The following is a 15,985-nucleotide window of genomic DNA, read 5'->3' as shown; positions in this document are numbered from 1 at the left end:
CCAGAGCTTCGGCTCTGGTTTTTTGTTTTCGCTACTTAATTAGTGAATGTTATAAGCGATCACAAAGTCAATAAAGAGGCGAACTTTCTCTGGCAGGTGGTCTTTGTGGTTGTAAAGCATATAAATGTCGCGCGGGTTTGCACTCCAATCTGGCAGTACGCGTACCAAATCGCCGCTCTCGATGTACTCTTTGATCATGACATCTGGCATTAGTGTGATGCCTAAACCTTCGGAACAAGCGCTGCGCACCACATTGAGCGCGTTTGCTTGAAAACGACCACGATCAACATTCACCACAGACTCGCCTTTGCTATTAATCAAGGTCCACTTAATAAGTGGGTACCCTTTTAGCAATGAATGGTTAGAGAGCTCTTCTGCATGATGTGGCGCAGGATTCGAGGTTAGATAGTCAGGGCTTGCAACGAGAATATCCTTCACTTCGCCAATCTTACGCGCGATGAGGCTAGAGTCGCGTTGCGGTCCCACTCGAAAAATTACATCCCATTCAGTAGGGTCAAGCTTGTCCGCATTATTCTCTGTCGTTAGCTCAATGTTGATGTCCGGGTACTGCTTCATAAAGCTGTTGAACATCGGCATCATCATTCGTTTAGTTAAGTTATAAGGCGCGGATATCTTAATCTTGCCGGATGCTCCTCGGCAGTCGTCAGTGATTTCCTCTGCTGCGGTTGTTAGCCTTTGTAGTAAAGGAGAGCACTCATGGTAAAAACGTTCCCCTGCTTCAGTGAGCGAGAGTTTGCGAGCATGACGGTTCAATAGTCGAAGATTGACAGAGTCTTCTAGCGCTTGAATGCGTCGGGTGATGGTCGCAACCGGGATCATGGTTTTTCGCGAAGTTGCGGTGTAGCTCCCATTTTCGACAACCAGTCGAAACAGGTTTAAGTCATCTAATTTCATATTTCCAGACACATTAAATTACCGATTACGGTTAATTTATAATTAACTTTGTGATCAAAGCTTGCTTTAAGTCAACATGTTGCATCATTTGAACACAGCAACCCTGTTTGAGTAAATACTGTTATACGCCGTAATATTTGTATTAATGCAGTTTCCGAGCTAAGTTTTATAACAAGGCAAAGCGGCCTCAGGTCTTGCTGTGACACGTTTTGCTGGAAGTAAACACAACAAAAATAATGACTTAATAATAAATCTGTTTTTTTGACTGAGCTTTGTGAGGGATAAAGGTATGTTTAAGACTCACAGTCAAACGGCAATGGTCTCGGCACAGGAAGTGATTAATCAAAAACTAATAATGTTGGTGGACGATGATCCAATATTTCGTAAAGTAACCAATGCCTATTTAGAAAGTCAGGGTTTTAAAGTAGTAGAAGCAGAAAACGGCCTAGAAGCGCTTCAACAACTCAGGGAATGCCAACCCGATCTTATCTTATGTGATTTATCGATGCCGGTCTTAGATGGTATCGAGTTCGTCGAAGAAGTTAGTCTCGAATACCCATATATGCCGCTTATCGTGGTATCAGGCACGGATGAAATGTCCGATGTCGCGAAAGCGTTGCGATTTGGTATTAAAGATTTTCTTCCTAAACCGATAGGTAATTATGAGCACCTATCTCAGGCGATAGAGAATACGCTAGAAGATACCGATAGCCACTTCTCAGAACAACGTGACTTTTCAAGTCAGTGGTTCAGGGTTGATGATGGTGGTGAAATCCCAGATGAACAAGAGCTATATTGGCATCTGGAATATTTACAACAGAATCCGAGTGCGGCAAGAGATTTACTGCAAGCGCTATTGCCAGAGAAGGATGCTGCTCAGGGAGATTGGCGCTGCTCGTACCGTTTATTGCAATCAACGGATGTGATGCCCTTGGTTTTCGATTATCGTTGGTTAATGAATGGTCAATTTGCGTTTTATCTCGTTGATTCTGCTTCTCAAGCTAATGATGGAGTTGCGACGACATTGCTCGTTAGGGCATTGTTTGACGACTATCTCCGTAACTTGAAAAGTTTCAGTGCTGATCTCAAGGACATGGTAGGGATCATTGAAAAAGGAATTGAGTGTTCGGAGTGTGCGGGTGCAGTCAATGCTGTGTTTGGTGTCGCCGACCTCGCTTCATCCTCGGTCTCTATATTGCCTGCGGGTTTAGATAGCCATTGGTCTGACGGAAATACGAATCAACACATCGCAGCAGGTAACCGTTTAGGGGGAGGAAGTATGAAAAACTTCATCACCCGCGATTTACCGCTTAGTGTTGCAGGACAGTTATCTATCGGGTGTTTAGGTTCTTCAAGTTTTAGTTTAAGTATTACCCGGAAATCCCGACTAGTATAATTATGACTTGCAAACCAATAAGCAGCGTCCTTACGCTGCTTATTATCTTTTTAGAACCACCAACACAACATACGTTTAGTTTAATAACCTTACTTTTTACTGGTGTTTAGATTTGGCTGTTTAATGTATAGTCAGCGCTTAAAACAATAATGACCCATTTGTGCAACGATAATTTAACGCTGTGCCTTGGGAGAAGCAAAGTCAACTAGTGAGAAGACACATCATGGCAGACAAAGATTTTAAAGAGCCTTATAATATTTTTTACTTTTTAGGTTTTATTGCAGTTCTTTTGATCCCAACACTTCCTGCAACGCTAACCTGGCTTCGTGTAATGAATGGTTACGCAGGCTTTTAATCTAGCTATTTTGTACCGGAGTTCACCATTCGTATTAAGCGTTACTTTTTCAATACTGTTGGTGGACTCTGTATTGTGCTCGGCATAGCCGGCATAGCCCTTCCACTGTTACCCACCACACCTTTTATTTTGCTTGCTAGCGCATGTTTTATGCGTGGTAGCCCCGCATTTCATCAATGGTTACATAACCACAAAACGTTTGGACCCATTCTCGACAATTGGCATAAGCATCGGGCTGTTACTTCAAAAGTAAAAAAGCGTGGTGCGATTTTTATTGCGCTTAGTTTCATGGTTTCAATCGTTGTTGTCCCCCTCGTTTGGGTAAAAATTGGTCTTTTAGTGATGCTAATCGTTTTACTCAGCTGGTTTATGCGTCTGCCTGTGATTGAGTTGGTTGCTGACCGAGAAGAAAATCACTAAGATTGTAGAGAATAGTGTGCCCGCTCTTCGAGTGGGCGTTTGTATTTTCAGCGCCTGTGACTTTTACGAAAATAAGCACATAGTGGTGAAAACCTATTGTTCGTTGCCCTCGTGATACTGCGATTAGAGAGGGCGATGAGCCAATCTAAGTAAATCGGTATTATGACTACAGAAACAATTTCACTGATCAAATCTAGCATCAAAAGCATCCAAGACTACCCAAAGCCAGGCATTCTATTTCGTGATGTGACGAGCCTTCTTGAAGACGCAAAAGCATACCAAGCGACGATCAACTTACTTGTTGAACGTTACAAAGATATGGGCTTTACCAAGGTTGTGGGTACGGAAGCTCGTGGCTTTCTATTTGGCGCGCCTTTAGCGCTTGAGCTAGGTGTTGGTTTTGTACCAGTGCGTAAACCAGGCAAGCTACCACGCCCTACTGTTGCTCAATCTTATGAGCTTGAATACGGCGTTGATACACTAGAAATCCATACAGATGCCATCGTTGAAGGCGACAAAGTACTGGTTGTCGACGATTTATTGGCAACGGGCGGTACTATTGAAGCGACGACTAAGCTGATTCGCCAACTGGGTGGTGAAGTTGAGCACGCTGCGTTCGTTATCAACCTACCAGAAATCGGTGGCGATAAACGTTTAGAAGCACTAGGTCTAAACGTGTACAGCATCTGCGATTTTGAAGGACATTAATACATTCAATGAGTTATTTAGCTTTAGCGCGAAAATGGCGTCCTAATCAGTTTGACCAAGTTGTCGGACAAAAACATGTCCTGACGGCGTTGGAAAACGCACTGGCGCAAAACCGTTTACACCATGCTTATCTGTTCAGCGGGACTCGTGGTGTGGGTAAAACGAGTATCGGTAGGCTGTTTGCCAAAGGCTTGAACTGCGAAACCGGCATTACCGCGACACCTTGTGGTAAGTGTGATACTTGTCGTGAAATTGATGAAGGTCGCTTTGTCGATCTTCTTGAAATCGACGCAGCATCACGTACTAAAGTTGAAGACACTCGTGAACTGTTAGACAACGTTCAATACAAACCTGCTCGTGGACGTTTTAAAGTGTACCTCATCGATGAGGTGCACATGCTATCGCGTCACTCTTTCAACGCGTTGTTGAAAACCCTGGAAGAGCCGCCAGAGTATGTGAAGTTCTTACTCGCAACAACTGATCCACAAAAGCTGCCTGTCACTATATTGTCGCGTTGTCTTCAGTTTCATCTGAAACCAATCAGCGTTGATGAGATTCACCAGCAACTTGATTACATCCTAGGTCAAGAGCAAGTTTCAGCAGAGCCAAAAGCGTTGGGTATGATCTCACATGCTGCAGATGGCAGTATGCGTGATGCTCTCAGCTTGACTGATCAAGCAATTGCATTAGGTAACGGTGCGGTGCAAACCGATATTGTCAGCCACATGTTGGGGACGATTGATACCGACCAAGCGATTCACTTACTAGAGTCAATCAGCAGCAAGCAACCTCAACAAGCCATGGATAAAATCCAGCAATTAGCAGCAAATGGTGTTGAGTGGGATGGTTTGTTGCAGCAAGTCGCAACACAGCTTCATCGAATTGCGATGTATCAAGCGCTGCCAGCGTCGCTAGACCGAGCGCAGCCAGATGCAGAAAAAATCGAGTTGTTGAGTAAAGCACTAAGTCCGCAAGACGTTCAGCTTTACTACCAAATTGCATTGAAAGGTCGTGAAGATTTGACTCTCTCGCCAAATGGGCGAGTCGGTCTGGAAATGATTGTGCTGCGTATGATGGCGTTCCGCCCATCAAGTAACAGTGGGGCAAATGTTGTTTCCAGTAACTGCGAATCAGCTTCAGCCCCAGTTCAAAGTGCCAGTCAATCAAAGGCTGCGCCAGCTCAGACCGCAGCTGCCCCTCGAGCTCAACAGCCGAGTCCAGCACAAAGCACACCACAAGTGGCGCCTCAACCTTCATCCAGTTCGCAACCTGAGTATCAAGCGAGTGGATATGAGACGGTTCCACCACAGTATGATATGGCGCCGCCGATGAGTGAAAACCCAGCGCCGCAGCATGAAACGCCACCTCAACAAATGCAAGAGAGCGTTTCAACACCAGCGCGCGGTGGTCTAAGCGGTTTACGTCACCAATTACGTTCTCAGCGTCAAGGCCTACAACAGAATACTCCTCAAAATGGTGGCTCAAAAAAGCCTAAAGCGGCATCTGCACAACCAGAATCGGTTATCGACCGAGTAGCGCAATTGCATGGCAATTCCGCGCAGGTGTCGCCAAACTTAGCTCCGAAGTCGACGGAGCCACAAGTTGAGGAAGCGTATCGCTGGCGTCCAAGCAAGCCTGTTGAGACAAAAGTAAATACAAAACTGACACCTACGCAGCTCAAGCAGGCACTTGAGCATGAGAAAACGCCTGAAATGGCACAAAAGCTCATCGATGAGTCATTAGAACATAATGAATGGGCGAAGCTAATCAGCTTAATGGAGATCCCTAAGCTGGTAGAGCAACTTGCGCTAAACTCTCATTATAGTAAGGAAGGAACAACCGTTTCGTTACTATTGAGAAGCAGCCAAGCTCATTTGAATACTGATAGAGCTCAAGCCGAATTGCTTAAAGCACTTAATACCGTGTTGGGTGAAGAGTGCCACATGAGCATCGAAATAGGGGAGAGTGGAGAAACACCACTTGAACTGAGAGATAGGCTCTACCAAGAGAAATTACAGCAAGCGCTGAACAGTTTAGAAAACGATCCAAATGTTCAATTTATTGAACGTCGTTTTGCTGCAGAGCTTGATAAAGATAGTGTGCGCCCTATCTAATAATCGAATGGAATGGGGTTGAAAACCCAAAGGTATAACCCCATTAATTGATGCAACACCTCATTAAACCAGAGAGATAAACATGTTTGGTAAAGGCGGTATGGGCAACCTAATGAAGCAAGCCCAGCAAATGCAAGATCGCATGCAAAAGCTTCAAGAAGAAATCGCGAATATGGAAGTAACTGGCGAGTCTGGTGCTGGCCTAGTTAAAGTTACTATCACTGGTAGTCACAGCGTACGTCGTGTTGACATCGATGAAAGTTTGATGGAAGACGACAAAGAAATGCTTGAAGATCTTATCGCTGCGGCGTTCAACGATGCAGCCCGTCGTGTTGAAGAAACTCAAAAAGAGAAAATGGCTTCTGTAACTGGCGGTATGCAACTACCACCAGGCATGAAAATGCCATTCTAATCTGCTGATATTTAATTAAGCGGACTTTTAATGCGTACCAGTCATATGCTGGAACAATTGATGGAGGCCTTACGTTGTCTACCTGGGGTTGGCCCCAAGTCAGCGCAGCGTATGGCCTTTCATTTGTTACAGCGCGATAGAAAAGGCGGTTTGCAGCTTGCAGATGCGCTTAGTCAGGCAATGACAGAAATAGGTCATTGTACTGAGTGTCGAACCTTCACCGAAGAAGAAGTCTGTCACATTTGTACCAACCCAAAACGCCAAGAAAATGGTCAAATTTGTGTGGTAGAAAGCCCGGCAGACATCGCAGCCGTTGAAGCAACAGGCCAATATTCTGGTCGGTATTTTGTTCTTATGGGGCATTTGTCGCCATTAGATGGTATTGGTCCAAGTGATATTGGGTTGGATGTCCTTGATTACCGCTTACGTCGCGGTGATGTTACCGAAGTGATTTTGGCGACAAACCCAACAGTTGAAGGTGAAGCCACTGCCCACTACATCGCAGAGCTATGTAAAGAGCACCAAGTTGATGCCAGCCGCATCGCGCATGGTGTGCCTGTCGGTGGGGAGCTAGAGCTTGTTGATGGCACGACGTTGTCACATTCGCTATTAGGTCGACACAGAATTTAATAAAAAGCCGCTGAATTCAGCGGCTTTTTTGATTTTGGGAGTTAGGAACGATTAATCGTTCGATTCTTTACCAAGAAGATTTTTGTAGATAACTGCACCAAGCACGCCACCCACAATAGGAGCAATCCAGAACAGCCATAGCTGAGAAACCGCCCAGTCACCCACATATACTGCGACTGCCGTGCTACGAGCAGGGTTTACTGACGTATTGGTGACAGGAATGCTGATCAGGTGAATGAGAGTCAAACACAGGCCAATTGCGATAGGTGCAAAGCCTTGTGGCGCACGTTTGTCTGTTGCACCCATAATGACAATCAGGAACATCATCGTCATGACAACTTCAGTCACAAGTGCAGCGATCATCGAGTATTGGCCTGGAGAGTGTTCACCATAACCATTGGCGGCAAAGCGAGAACCCACAACATCGAATCCTGCTTGTCCAGATGCAATAACGTAAAGCACGCCACCTGCGATAAGCCCGCCGATCACCTGTGAGATGATGTAGGGAGCAACGTCTTTTGTCTCAAAACGACCGCCAGCCCAAAGGCCAACTGTCACTGCAGGGTTCAAGTGACAACCTGAAATATGACCGATAGCAAATGCCATCGTCAGAACGGTTAAACCGAATGCCAAAGAAACGCCCAACAGACCAATACCCACTTCAGGGAAAACCGCAGCCAACACCGCGCTACCACAGCCGCCTAACACTAGCCAGAACGTGCCAAAAGCCTCAGCCAAATACTTATTCATGTTCTTTCCTGATCTTTAATTAAATGACCCGCTGAACATAGTCGAGAATTGTCAATAAATTGTGAGGGAGATCGCGCGAAAACCGCAAATGGGACGCTATGTGGCAAGAGTTCTCAAGGGTGAGATAAAAGGCTGAGGGGGGAGTGCTAAATCTTGAGTTGGCTTTGATTACTGCCTCGGAGAGAAACAACCGAGGTACTAACTTTAAACGTGTGGTCTAGAGTCGCATTACGTCAATTGTTCTAATTCAGTGATGTTGTCGAGTGCTTCTTGATTGGTGTTGCCGCATACAATCGGACACGGTTTAAAATCGTGACAGACTTTAGGGCGTTCAGGCTTACCAAATAGCTTGCACAAATTGTCGTCGTTGAGTTGCACACAACGAACACCTGCAGGTTTGCCCTTGGGCATTCCAGGTATTGGTGAAGAGATACTTGGCGCAATACAGCACGCTCCACATCCTAATCGACAATCCATAATGTAAACCTCTTAAAAATTAAGGGGGCAATTATGGTCATTTTGACGTGGATTGGAAGAGTGAAGAAAGAAAAAAATAAAAGGGCGCGCTTAACATTACGCTCCCTTTTTGGTTTTTTGCTTTTAAATCATCGTGATTATTTTAAGAAACGGTTATAAACAAACAACAGAATAAATGCGCCTAGTGTTGCGGTAATGATACTACCAATGTTGACGCCAGTTGCTCCGCCGAAACCGAGAATGCCGCCAAGGAAGCCACCTACAAATGCCCCTGCAATACCAAGTAACATTGTTGCAATCCAACCGCCCCCATCTTTTCCTGGCATGAGCCATTTAGCAAGTGCGCCGGCGATTAAGCCCAAAATAATCCAAGAAATAATACCCATGAAAACTCCTTAATGCCTTCTTGATCAATTGAGTAATGGAAACTTGTTTAAGGATAGAACAGTAAAACGAAAGTAGTTGAATATCTCCACCGTTATGTGGGAAGGATGCAAGATCTTCTCAAAACTTGAACTTTTGCGTTGAGAAGAGTATAAATCGCCCCCTAAATTCCCTTGGTGAGACCTGAAGTATGAGCACTCCATTTTGGCAAAGTAAATCGTTAGAGCAGATGACAGAAGAGGAATGGGAATCTCTCTGTGATGGTTGTGGCAAATGTTGTTTGCATAAGCTGATGGATGAAGATACCGATGAAATCTACTATACCAATGTGGCTTGTAGCTGGCTGAACAGTAAAACGTGTTCATGTAAGGATTACCCAAACCGTTTCACTTCGGGTGAAGAGTGCACCAAGCTGACCCGAGAAGACATCGACGATTTTACTTGGCTGCCACACACGTGCGCTTACCGTCTGTTGGCTGAAAAGCAGCCTTTACCAGAATGGCATCCGTTGATTACAGGCTCTAAGTCCGCAATGCATGCGGCAGGGGAAAGTGTCCGTAACAAAGTCGTTTACGAGATTGATGTGGTGGATTGGGAAGACCATATTTTAAATCATCCCAACCGTCCTTAGTCGAATAAAAACAAGCCTTTCATTGATTAAATGAAAGGCTTGTTTGCTATTGGGGCTCCCAACTTTGACGTCTCGCTAACGAAATGCTGCTCAGTTTATTATTTAGTGTTGTAAACTTAGGAGTATGATTTCAACGCTTTACACTTCTATTTCTGATTGTTTTGATCAGGATTGTTCCCTATGAGGTAAACATGACGTTTCATTTCCCCCAGAAACTGCGCCTGACATCTTGGGTGACATTATTCGCACTTGCCGTCATTATGTTCTCCCCAATGGCTGTTCATGCGACTGCTACTGACGACATCCAAGAGCCTTCTGCTGCCGAAATCTCGATTGACAACTTGAACCGAGAGATTGTGGATTTATCCCAAAGCCTCTCGCAAGCGAGTGGCGACGAGCGTGATGCCCTTCAACTGCAACTATTCCAAAAGAATGAAGAATTAAGAAGCCAGTTAGCGTCAGCGATTGAACGTGAAACTATCTCTCGCGACAAGCTGATCTTGCTAGTTAAAAAACAAGAACAATACTCTGAGGACGCGACGAACTATCTATCGGAAAAAATAAAGAAAGTCGTCGAGGATTTAAATAAGGCTAAGGATGAAGAGAAGCTTGCTCTTGTTAATGATTATCGAGAGCTACAGCGTTATCTTGATGTTAGCTTCGATTCGAGCTGGCAAAATCTCGCTTGGTTGAAGGAGCTAGGGGCCCAAAACGAGCGCGCAGAAGCGGAATTAAAAGATAAAATTGATAAACGTATGCGCTTACTGTCTGCTTCAATTGAGTACTTGAGTCAGCAAAGTGAGATCATTGGCTCCCAACTTTCGTCTAGCCCAGAGTCGGAAAAAGCGTCGTTGCAACTTAGTCAGCTCATTACTAAACAAAGGCTAAATATTGCGACAGAAAGCTTACGCAACCTGATTTCAATTGGTGATAAAGTCGGTTTAGAAACGTCTGAATACAAGCGCCAAATTTTTGAAGTGACGGGTAATATCACCCATGATTTACTGAATACCAAAGTTGTGTGGTCAATACTGAGTCACTGGTCCAACTCGGCACTGGATTGGTTTGCCGAGAATGCACCGCAGCATATCTTCCAGTTGTTTGTTTTTGCGCTGATTTTATTGATCGCTCGCGGACTGGCTAAGTTAACTCGCAAAGTCGTCCGTAAAGCAGTTGCATCGAAAAACTTAAAACTTTCCCACTTGATGCAGGACTTCTTTATCTCGATGTCCGGCAAATTCGTGTGGGTGATCGGTATCATGGTGGGCTTATCTCAGCTTGGTTTGAACCTAGCGCCAATCCTAACCGGTTTCGGTATTGCTGGTGTGATTATTGGTTTCGCGTTGCAAGACACGTTATCCAACTTCGCGGCGGGTATGATGCTGCTTATTTATCGCCCATTTGATGTTGGTGATTTTGTGTATGCTGGCGGTGTGGATGGCAAGGTAAGCCATATGAGTTTGGTGAACACCACAATCCGTACGTTTGATAACCAAATTATTATTGTTCCTAACAGCAAAATCTGGGGAGATGTTATTAAGAACGTCACGCATGAACGCATTCGCCGCGTGGATATGGTGTTTGGCATTGGCTATGCGGATGACCTCTTAAAAGCGGAGTCAGTATTGTCTGATATCATTACCTCTCACCCGTCGGTACTTCGCACTCCAGAGCCAATGATCAAAGTTCATACATTAAATACGTCTTCTGTAGATTTTATTGTGCGCCCTTGGGTAAAAACGGATGATTACTGGGATGTATATTGGGATGTGACTAAAGAAGTGAAACTACGCTTCGACCGAGAAGGTATTTCGATTCCTTTCCCACAACAAGATGTGCATTTGCATATGGTGGAGAAGCAAGACGCTTAATCACAGATCCCAACTAGTGAAAGGCACTCTAGATAGAGTGCCTTTTTTGATCTTCGGTTAGCGCTATAGTTACAGTTCGTCGAAGAACACCAGTTTCGGCTCGCATTCTAACAAGTTGTCGATCTGGCTAATCAAAAGAGCAAAGTGTTCTGTTTTACCATGAAGCTCAAATGCTTGTTGGTCTTTAAATTGCTCCTGAAAAACGAAGTGGCATGCATTGTCTTTATCTTGGAACAATTGATAACGAACACAACCTTCTTCATTGCGAGTAGGTTCAAGCGCTCGGGTAAGTACCTCTTTCAACTCTTGTTCTTTTCCCGGTTGTGCATGAAAGGTAGCCGTCAAGTGAATCATAATGTTTACTCTTTTTGTTATAGGTAACGCCCTTGGCGTTGCAGGAACTCAATTTTGTAACCATCAGGGTCGGTTACAAAAAAGAACGTTGCTAAATGCTTTTGTTGATGGTCAAAGGCTTTGATGTCACCAGTTTCAATGCCGAGAGATTTAATGCGTTTGTGGGCTTGTTCAATGTCCTCCACGCTGACGGCAAGGTGGCCGTAACCTGAGCCGTGAGTGTAGGGCTCACTTTGGTCGTGATTGTGCGTCAGTTCCAATTCAAAGCCAGTTTCTTGGTTGGCTAGATAGGTTAGAGAAAAGCCATCAAAGATGTATTGATCAGCGACTTCTAGTTCAAGTATGTCACAGTAAAATTGTAGAGAGCGGTCCAGATCACTTACTCGGATCATGGTGTGAATCATTTTTGTCATAGGTACTCCTTGATAGTCCGCACAGGTTAGCGATTTCAAAAGGAGTCTGGGTAGTACTCTAGTACGACAAATTAGAAGATGCTCAAGGGTTTATAATACGGATGCATAGCCTAGGATGGTTATTGGTCGGTTGGTTGCTATTAACTGTTAAGTTGCGCAAGTGCTTGACGAGTGGTCTCTTGAGGTTGGCGGGCGTAAGTGAGGCAAGCGCATCGAAGTAAGGAGGCAAAGTTGTTCACTTCACCATTGTATTCGAGTGCTTCTTGATAAACAGTGCTTATGAATTTAGGAACCGTCATGTTTTGAGCACTAGCGATTTCCTCAAGAATTGTCCAAAAGCTCGCTTCAAGTTTTACACTGGTCGCGTGACCATCAATACGGATAGAGCGGGTGATGAACTGATAGTTGTCTTGGGGTTGCTTAGCAAAGATTTCGCACATTTTCTTTATTCATATAATTAAAGACCCATAATTATTGTGGTGTACGATTTAAAACGTCAACTGTTTTCATGCATAAAAAAACGCTCCCTTGCGAGAGCGTTGAAACATCACGAGTTGTGAAGTAAGTGCAAGTTGATTATTTAATTTGTTGCTTCAAGTACTCGCCTAGTTGCGAGTGGTGCATGATTTTTGATACTGGAAGGATAGTTTCTGCAGGTCCCCAAGCAAATACGTTGACAGGAGTATGCGTATGAGTACCCGTCCCCCATACTGTGTTTTGCTTTGTTGCATGCTCACGCGCTAGCAAGTTGCTACGGTCGTTGTAAGGAAAGAAAGCATCAAAGTCATTGATTGTCGGTACGTTCTCTTCGCTTAAGTATTTGTGTCCAGCGAGTCGGTATGGATTTGGTTTACTTGCTAATACGCGTTCTGCTTGCTCAGGCGTAATCGAAAAATCGCTATTTGCGTTCACGACTTCCGCAAACTTCTCTGGAGTTTGCTCTTTCTTATCAAGCGCTTGGAATTCACTGATCATGCCGTAGTAACTTTTCTTTTGGTTGTATAAACCATCGAGGATCTCGAACTGACCAAAGTTGAAGTTTGGCGCGTAATCCTGATTTTTGAATGCTTCGCCGTCGCGTTTTTGTGGTTTAGGCAAGTTTGCTGATGAGTAGCTAAAGCCAAAAGAGCCGGTTTCGTGGTCAGCAGTAACAATGATCAGGGTGTCATCACGGCCTTTTGCCCACTCATAAACTGAGTTTACCGCTTCATCGAATTTAAGCATTTCATGCAGCATCGTACCTGCATCGTTACTGTGGCCAGCCCAGTCAATTTGGCCGCCTTCAACCATCAAGAAAAAACCGTCTTTGTCTTTTGAAAGAATGTCGATTGCTTTGGTGGTCATTTCTTTCAGCGATGGCTGCGTGCGTTTTGGATCGTTTTTGCTTTGACTGTAGGCAATACCATCGTTCATGCCCGAGTAAGCAAAAAGTCCAAGTAATTTGTCACCTTTAGCTTGTGTGAGCATATCGCGGCTGAAAGCCAGGTTGTAACCTTGGTCTTGCGCCTCAGTAAGCAAGTTGCGTTCGTCTTTGCGTTTCGATTTTAGGTAGACATTTCCTTCAGTGAGCTTTTCAAGCTGCTCATATGTCTCTCCCTTGTCGTTTGTCGACTTTGGAATCCAATGACGAAGTCCACCAGACATCATCACGTCTACGCCTGTTTCGAGCATATCCGCCGCAATACTGTTTTCTAGGGAGCGATGTGGTTGATGAGCGGCAAATGCTGCTGGCGTTGCGTGGGTCATACGCGTATCAGAGACGAGCCCAGTTGCTTTACCTTTACTTTTGGCTTTTTCTAAAATAGTTTCGACATGGTTGCCTTGGCTATCAATGCCAATGACTTCAGAAGCGGTAGGGATTCCTGTCGCTAGCATCGTAGCTGAGCACGCAGAGTCGACGACAATTGCGTCTTCTGGATTGGTCAGTGATGATCCAATCACACCTTCTTGAGCGAGTTTGTATAACGCTGTGCTTTCGCCTTTGTAAACCGAGTTAGGTGCGTGTTTTGCGTAGGTCTCGAGTAAACCAACTTGTTGAGGACCCATGCCGTCGCCGATCATCAAAATGACGTTTTTGATTTCAGCTGAGAGTGCATTGAAAGAGAGGGTAGATGCAGCCACTGCCGTAACGATTGGAGATACTAAGCGCTTCATTATATTTTCCTTGTTTATTGAAAGCGCAGGCATTAAAGCAATGATTTATGAAGGTTTTGTGTCGGTAATAAAAGTTTAACCAAATTGTCGTTTTTGTTTGGTTTTGCAGAAAAAATGAGTCGCTCTCTAACGTTCGTTAGTTTGGAAAGAAGAAAGCCCACAAACGTGGGCTTGGATTACGCTTAGGAGTTGAAAGCATGGACTAAAGTTATCCATTCAGTGCCTTCACAAGAAACCTAGTTTAGGGAGCAATAAACGAGCATGTATTATCGGGCCACAAGAGCGGTCGAATTCACTTACGTTTGCATCATATCGTTCTTTGGCTTATTAAATTATGGGCTGCAGTAAGTGTTTGGTTCAAATAGGATTTGTTGTCGTGACGATTATCAGACTGGTTATCAGACTAATGCCAATATGATGCCACCAACGGTAAGTGCCGCAGACAGGTATTGACCCGCAGAATATGAGCCATCCTCTTCTTTCTCGATTTTATCAGGGTGATCCATGCCAAGCGCACCATGCGTGAAAGATTCGACCTTTTCACCAACAGATTTATCTTCTGCTTCTATTTTCTTGCTGTCGTGCTCGATTTGTTGCAGAGCGGCAAGTAGCGCTTTGCCCTCGGTCGAAAGCGTCACCTTATTGTGTTCGACTTTCAGAGGCGAAGCACTAGTTTCTTCTTGTGCAATACTTGCTTGTTTAGAGGCGACAGATTGTTTGGCATAGCTATTAACAGAAGTGCTTCCTACTGGATTCATCGAATACTCCTTGGAACATCGACACTCGGTCACTGAGTGCGGGCAAAAAGCAGTTATATTTTTATCGGCGGCAAAGTTTATTTCTGAAGCTATTTGGATAAAAACAGGTCTGCTTTTGCCGCTTCTAGTTTCTATTGGTGATCATTAGCAAAAAATAGACCAGCAGGAAGCAGACCGTTGTCACCCTATGAATTCGGAGCGGTGTGATGATGCAACGCAACGCAAGGTAGTAACTTAAATTGAAGACCAGCTACTTACATTGAAGATCGTTATTGCGTTTAGTTAGATGTTGATATGCCGCCATGCGGTGAGCATCTTGTACATACCGTACTGGTGGTGCGAGGACCTCTAACTGATAGTCAGTATTATCGGAAAGCACGTTATCTGTTGGGCTAATTACAACCACTTTTAAGCTCGAGTTGCGGCTTAAGATTGATGCTGCCGTACCCAACCCTTGCTCGGTGTGAAACTTGCCTGCAACATGGACAACCTGAGCGCCTGGGTTGTCGTCTAGGTAGCTAACGATAGATTCCGCCATAGTTTCATCCCAAGTAACTTGAGCTGCAAACTGTTTTTCCGTCTGCTCTGGCTTACCGTGATGCATGGATGCCATGAACTTTTCTTTGTACGGACTACTACCAGTGTTGATGGCTTGTGCAATGAACATCCGCTGATCATCATCGAGCTTGTTAATGTAATCTAGCCCTTGTCGACCAATGCATCGGACAATGCTCTTTGGTGCATTTGCTGCAATGACCGGGAGATTTTTCTGCTTAGCAAACTCCACGAGAGGGCGATAGTCGCTTTCATAATTGGGCCAAGCGTTGGCTTGTTTCATTAAGTACTGTTCGCCGATCTCCCCACGTAGGTAAGCGTCAACAACAGGTTGTTTGTCGCGGGTAAATTGTTCCATAGATAACGCGAGTGAGCGGTCGTAGGACGTAAGTTGTTTGAGCATATCGGTTTGAAAGCGATGAACGCCGGCGTGTGTGTGCCATTCACCAATAAGAATGACATCTGCTTGTTGCAGCTCAATTGGCAGTTTGCTTAGAGCGATGTGCTCGCCAGAAGGGGTGTATAGTTGGTAGTCGTAAAAACTAGTGACTTCCGCTGAGGTTGCGTGAGAGTTGGTGTGCGTATATGAAGAGCAACCAGTAAGTAAGCCTGCAAAGAGCAAGCTCAAAGTAGAAAAGCGCATTGAAAAGCCTCCAAAAATGTCCGGATGATATTAATGGAGGCTGAG

The 15,985-nt window shown here is 44.7% G+C and carries 19 protein-coding genes; 9 read left to right on the top strand and 10 right to left on the bottom strand.

Annotation, left to right across the window (positions count from 1 at the left end; all coding sequences use genetic code 11):
* Window positions 1-39: 39 nt before the first annotated feature.
* Window positions 40-915, bottom strand: coding sequence for a LysR family transcriptional regulator (locus R7044_RS16145; protein ID WP_005384959.1), 876 nt, complete (start codon window positions 913-915; stop codon window positions 40-42).
* Window positions 916-1,204: 289 nt separating this feature from the next.
* Here R7044_RS16145 and R7044_RS16140 point away from each other — a divergent pair, with 289 nt between their 5' ends.
* From R7044_RS16140 to recR, 7 genes are all read left to right on the top strand, one after another.
* Window positions 1,205-2,311, top strand: a complete 1,107-nt coding sequence (locus R7044_RS16140) for a response regulator (protein ID WP_005380606.1) — start codon at window positions 1,205-1,207, stop codon at window positions 2,309-2,311.
* 223 nt (window positions 2,312-2,534) lie between these two features.
* Window positions 2,535-2,666, top strand: a complete 132-nt coding sequence (locus R7044_RS16135) for a hypothetical protein (protein WP_005380608.1) — start codon at window positions 2,535-2,537, stop codon at window positions 2,664-2,666.
* A 33-nt stretch (window positions 2,667-2,699) separates the two neighbouring features.
* Complete coding sequence (locus tag R7044_RS16130) at window positions 2,700-3,086, top strand: YbaN family protein (RefSeq protein ID WP_080276930.1); 387 nt, start codon at window positions 2,700-2,702, stop codon at window positions 3,084-3,086.
* 162 nt (window positions 3,087-3,248) lie between these two features.
* On the top strand, window positions 3,249-3,794 hold the full coding sequence (gene apt, locus R7044_RS16125; RefSeq protein ID WP_005380615.1) for an adenine phosphoribosyltransferase: 546 nt from the start codon (window positions 3,249-3,251) through the stop codon (window positions 3,792-3,794).
* Window positions 3,795-3,802: 8 nt separating this feature from the next.
* The gene (gene dnaX, locus R7044_RS16120; protein WP_064376893.1) at window positions 3,803-5,908 is read left to right on the top strand and encodes a DNA polymerase III subunit gamma/tau; all 2,106 of its coding nucleotides are present in this window, start codon (window positions 3,803-3,805) and stop codon (window positions 5,906-5,908) included.
* A gap of 82 nt (window positions 5,909-5,990) precedes the next feature.
* The gene (locus R7044_RS16115) at window positions 5,991-6,320 is read left to right on the top strand and encodes a YbaB/EbfC family nucleoid-associated protein (protein ID WP_005380618.1); all 330 of its coding nucleotides are present in this window, start codon (window positions 5,991-5,993) and stop codon (window positions 6,318-6,320) included.
* A 30-nt stretch (window positions 6,321-6,350) separates the two neighbouring features.
* Window positions 6,351-6,950: a recombination mediator RecR gene (gene recR, locus R7044_RS16110; protein WP_033907361.1), complete on the top strand. Its 600-nt coding sequence runs from the start codon at window positions 6,351-6,353 to the stop codon at window positions 6,948-6,950.
* A 51-nt stretch (window positions 6,951-7,001) separates the two neighbouring features.
* Here recR and aqpZ read toward each other — a convergent pair whose 3' ends face one another.
* The 3 genes from aqpZ to R7044_RS16095 form a co-directional block, all read right to left on the bottom strand.
* The gene (aqpZ, locus tag R7044_RS16105) at window positions 7,002-7,700 is read right to left on the bottom strand and encodes an aquaporin Z (protein WP_033907359.1); all 699 of its coding nucleotides are present in this window, start codon (window positions 7,698-7,700) and stop codon (window positions 7,002-7,004) included.
* A 228-nt stretch (window positions 7,701-7,928) separates the two neighbouring features.
* A complete protein-coding gene (locus tag R7044_RS16100; protein WP_017820793.1) occupies window positions 7,929-8,177 on the bottom strand; it encodes a YkgJ family cysteine cluster protein in 249 nt (82 codons plus the stop codon).
* 137 nt (window positions 8,178-8,314) lie between these two features.
* Window positions 8,315-8,563, bottom strand: coding sequence for a GlsB/YeaQ/YmgE family stress response membrane protein (locus tag R7044_RS16095; protein ID WP_005380625.1), 249 nt, complete (start codon window positions 8,561-8,563; stop codon window positions 8,315-8,317).
* Window positions 8,564-8,751: 188 nt separating this feature from the next.
* Here R7044_RS16095 and R7044_RS16090 point away from each other — a divergent pair, with 188 nt between their 5' ends.
* Both R7044_RS16090 and R7044_RS16085 read left to right on the top strand, forming a co-directional pair.
* Window positions 8,752-9,192 (top strand): YcgN family cysteine cluster protein, encoded by a 441-nt coding sequence (locus R7044_RS16090; RefSeq protein ID WP_005384948.1) that lies wholly within the window; start codon window positions 8,752-8,754, stop codon window positions 9,190-9,192.
* A gap of 191 nt (window positions 9,193-9,383) precedes the next feature.
* The gene (locus R7044_RS16085; RefSeq protein WP_005380681.1) at window positions 9,384-11,063 is read left to right on the top strand and encodes a mechanosensitive ion channel family protein; all 1,680 of its coding nucleotides are present in this window, start codon (window positions 9,384-9,386) and stop codon (window positions 11,061-11,063) included.
* A gap of 69 nt (window positions 11,064-11,132) precedes the next feature.
* On the opposite strand, the gene R7044_RS16080 is transcribed toward R7044_RS16085, so the two are convergent.
* The 6 genes from R7044_RS16080 to R7044_RS16055 all read right to left on the bottom strand — a co-directional run bounded on the left by R7044_RS16080 (window position 11,133) and on the right by R7044_RS16055 (window position 15,940).
* Window positions 11,133-11,417, bottom strand: coding sequence for a putative quinol monooxygenase (locus tag R7044_RS16080; RefSeq protein ID WP_033907358.1), 285 nt, complete (start codon window positions 11,415-11,417; stop codon window positions 11,133-11,135).
* A 17-nt stretch (window positions 11,418-11,434) separates the two neighbouring features.
* Window positions 11,435-11,830, bottom strand: coding sequence for a VOC family protein (locus tag R7044_RS16075; protein WP_033907357.1), 396 nt, complete (start codon window positions 11,828-11,830; stop codon window positions 11,435-11,437).
* 140 nt (window positions 11,831-11,970) lie between these two features.
* Window positions 11,971-12,270 (bottom strand): ribbon-helix-helix domain-containing protein, encoded by a 300-nt coding sequence (locus tag R7044_RS16070; protein ID WP_005384938.1) that lies wholly within the window; start codon window positions 12,268-12,270, stop codon window positions 11,971-11,973.
* A gap of 136 nt (window positions 12,271-12,406) precedes the next feature.
* Window positions 12,407-13,984: an alkaline phosphatase gene (locus R7044_RS16065; RefSeq protein WP_033907356.1), complete on the bottom strand. Its 1,578-nt coding sequence runs from the start codon at window positions 13,982-13,984 to the stop codon at window positions 12,407-12,409.
* 398 nt (window positions 13,985-14,382) lie between these two features.
* On the bottom strand, window positions 14,383-14,742 hold the full coding sequence (locus R7044_RS16060) for a hypothetical protein (RefSeq protein WP_005380688.1): 360 nt from the start codon (window positions 14,740-14,742) through the stop codon (window positions 14,383-14,385).
* Window positions 14,743-14,992: 250 nt separating this feature from the next.
* The gene (locus R7044_RS16055; RefSeq protein ID WP_064376892.1) at window positions 14,993-15,940 is read right to left on the bottom strand and encodes a ChaN family lipoprotein; all 948 of its coding nucleotides are present in this window, start codon (window positions 15,938-15,940) and stop codon (window positions 14,993-14,995) included.
* Window positions 15,941-15,985 lie beyond the last annotated feature (45 nt).

It is taken from the genome of Vibrio sp. 1402, from assembly GCF_033340275.1.
Note: the sequence above shows the minus strand (reverse complement) of the source record. Positions and strands in the feature narration are given on the sequence as shown.

Excerpts from the sequence above, each read along its gene's own strand:
- R7044_RS16055 (WP_064376892.1), bottom strand. The coding sequence starts at position 15,940 with ATGCGCTTTTCTACTTTGAGCTTGCTCTTTGCAGGCTTACTTACTGGT.
- R7044_RS16070 (WP_005384938.1), bottom strand. The coding sequence starts at position 12,270 with ATGTGCGAAATCTTTGCTAAGCAACCCCAAGACAACTATCAGTTCATC.
- R7044_RS16145 (WP_005384959.1), bottom strand. The coding sequence starts at position 915 with ATGAAATTAGATGACTTAAACCTGTTTCGACTGGTTGTCGAAAATGGG.
- R7044_RS16080 (WP_033907358.1), bottom strand. The coding sequence starts at position 11,417 with ATGATTCACTTGACGGCTACCTTTCATGCACAACCGGGAAAAGAACAA.
- R7044_RS16065 (WP_033907356.1), bottom strand. The coding sequence starts at position 13,984 with ATGAAGCGCTTAGTATCTCCAATCGTTACGGCAGTGGCTGCATCTACC.
- R7044_RS16085 (WP_005380681.1), top strand. The coding sequence starts at position 9,384 with ATGACGTTTCATTTCCCCCAGAAACTGCGCCTGACATCTTGGGTGACA.
- recR (WP_033907361.1), top strand. The coding sequence starts at position 6,351 with ATGCGTACCAGTCATATGCTGGAACAATTGATGGAGGCCTTACGTTGT.
- R7044_RS16075 (WP_033907357.1), bottom strand. The coding sequence starts at position 11,830 with ATGACAAAAATGATTCACACCATGATCCGAGTAAGTGATCTGGACCGC.
- R7044_RS16095 (WP_005380625.1), bottom strand. The coding sequence starts at position 8,563 with ATGGGTATTATTTCTTGGATTATTTTGGGCTTAATCGCCGGCGCACTT.
- R7044_RS16140 (WP_005380606.1), top strand. The coding sequence starts at position 1,205 with ATGTTTAAGACTCACAGTCAAACGGCAATGGTCTCGGCACAGGAAGTG.
- dnaX (WP_064376893.1), top strand. The coding sequence starts at position 3,803 with ATGAGTTATTTAGCTTTAGCGCGAAAATGGCGTCCTAATCAGTTTGAC.
- R7044_RS16090 (WP_005384948.1), top strand. The coding sequence starts at position 8,752 with ATGAGCACTCCATTTTGGCAAAGTAAATCGTTAGAGCAGATGACAGAA.
- R7044_RS16060 (WP_005380688.1), bottom strand. The coding sequence starts at position 14,742 with ATGAATCCAGTAGGAAGCACTTCTGTTAATAGCTATGCCAAACAATCT.
- apt (WP_005380615.1), top strand. The coding sequence starts at position 3,249 with ATGACTACAGAAACAATTTCACTGATCAAATCTAGCATCAAAAGCATC.
- R7044_RS16115 (WP_005380618.1), top strand. The coding sequence starts at position 5,991 with ATGTTTGGTAAAGGCGGTATGGGCAACCTAATGAAGCAAGCCCAGCAA.
- R7044_RS16135 (WP_005380608.1), top strand. The coding sequence starts at position 2,535 with ATGGCAGACAAAGATTTTAAAGAGCCTTATAATATTTTTTACTTTTTA.
- aqpZ (WP_033907359.1), bottom strand. The coding sequence starts at position 7,700 with ATGAATAAGTATTTGGCTGAGGCTTTTGGCACGTTCTGGCTAGTGTTA.
- R7044_RS16100 (WP_017820793.1), bottom strand. The coding sequence starts at position 8,177 with ATGGATTGTCGATTAGGATGTGGAGCGTGCTGTATTGCGCCAAGTATC.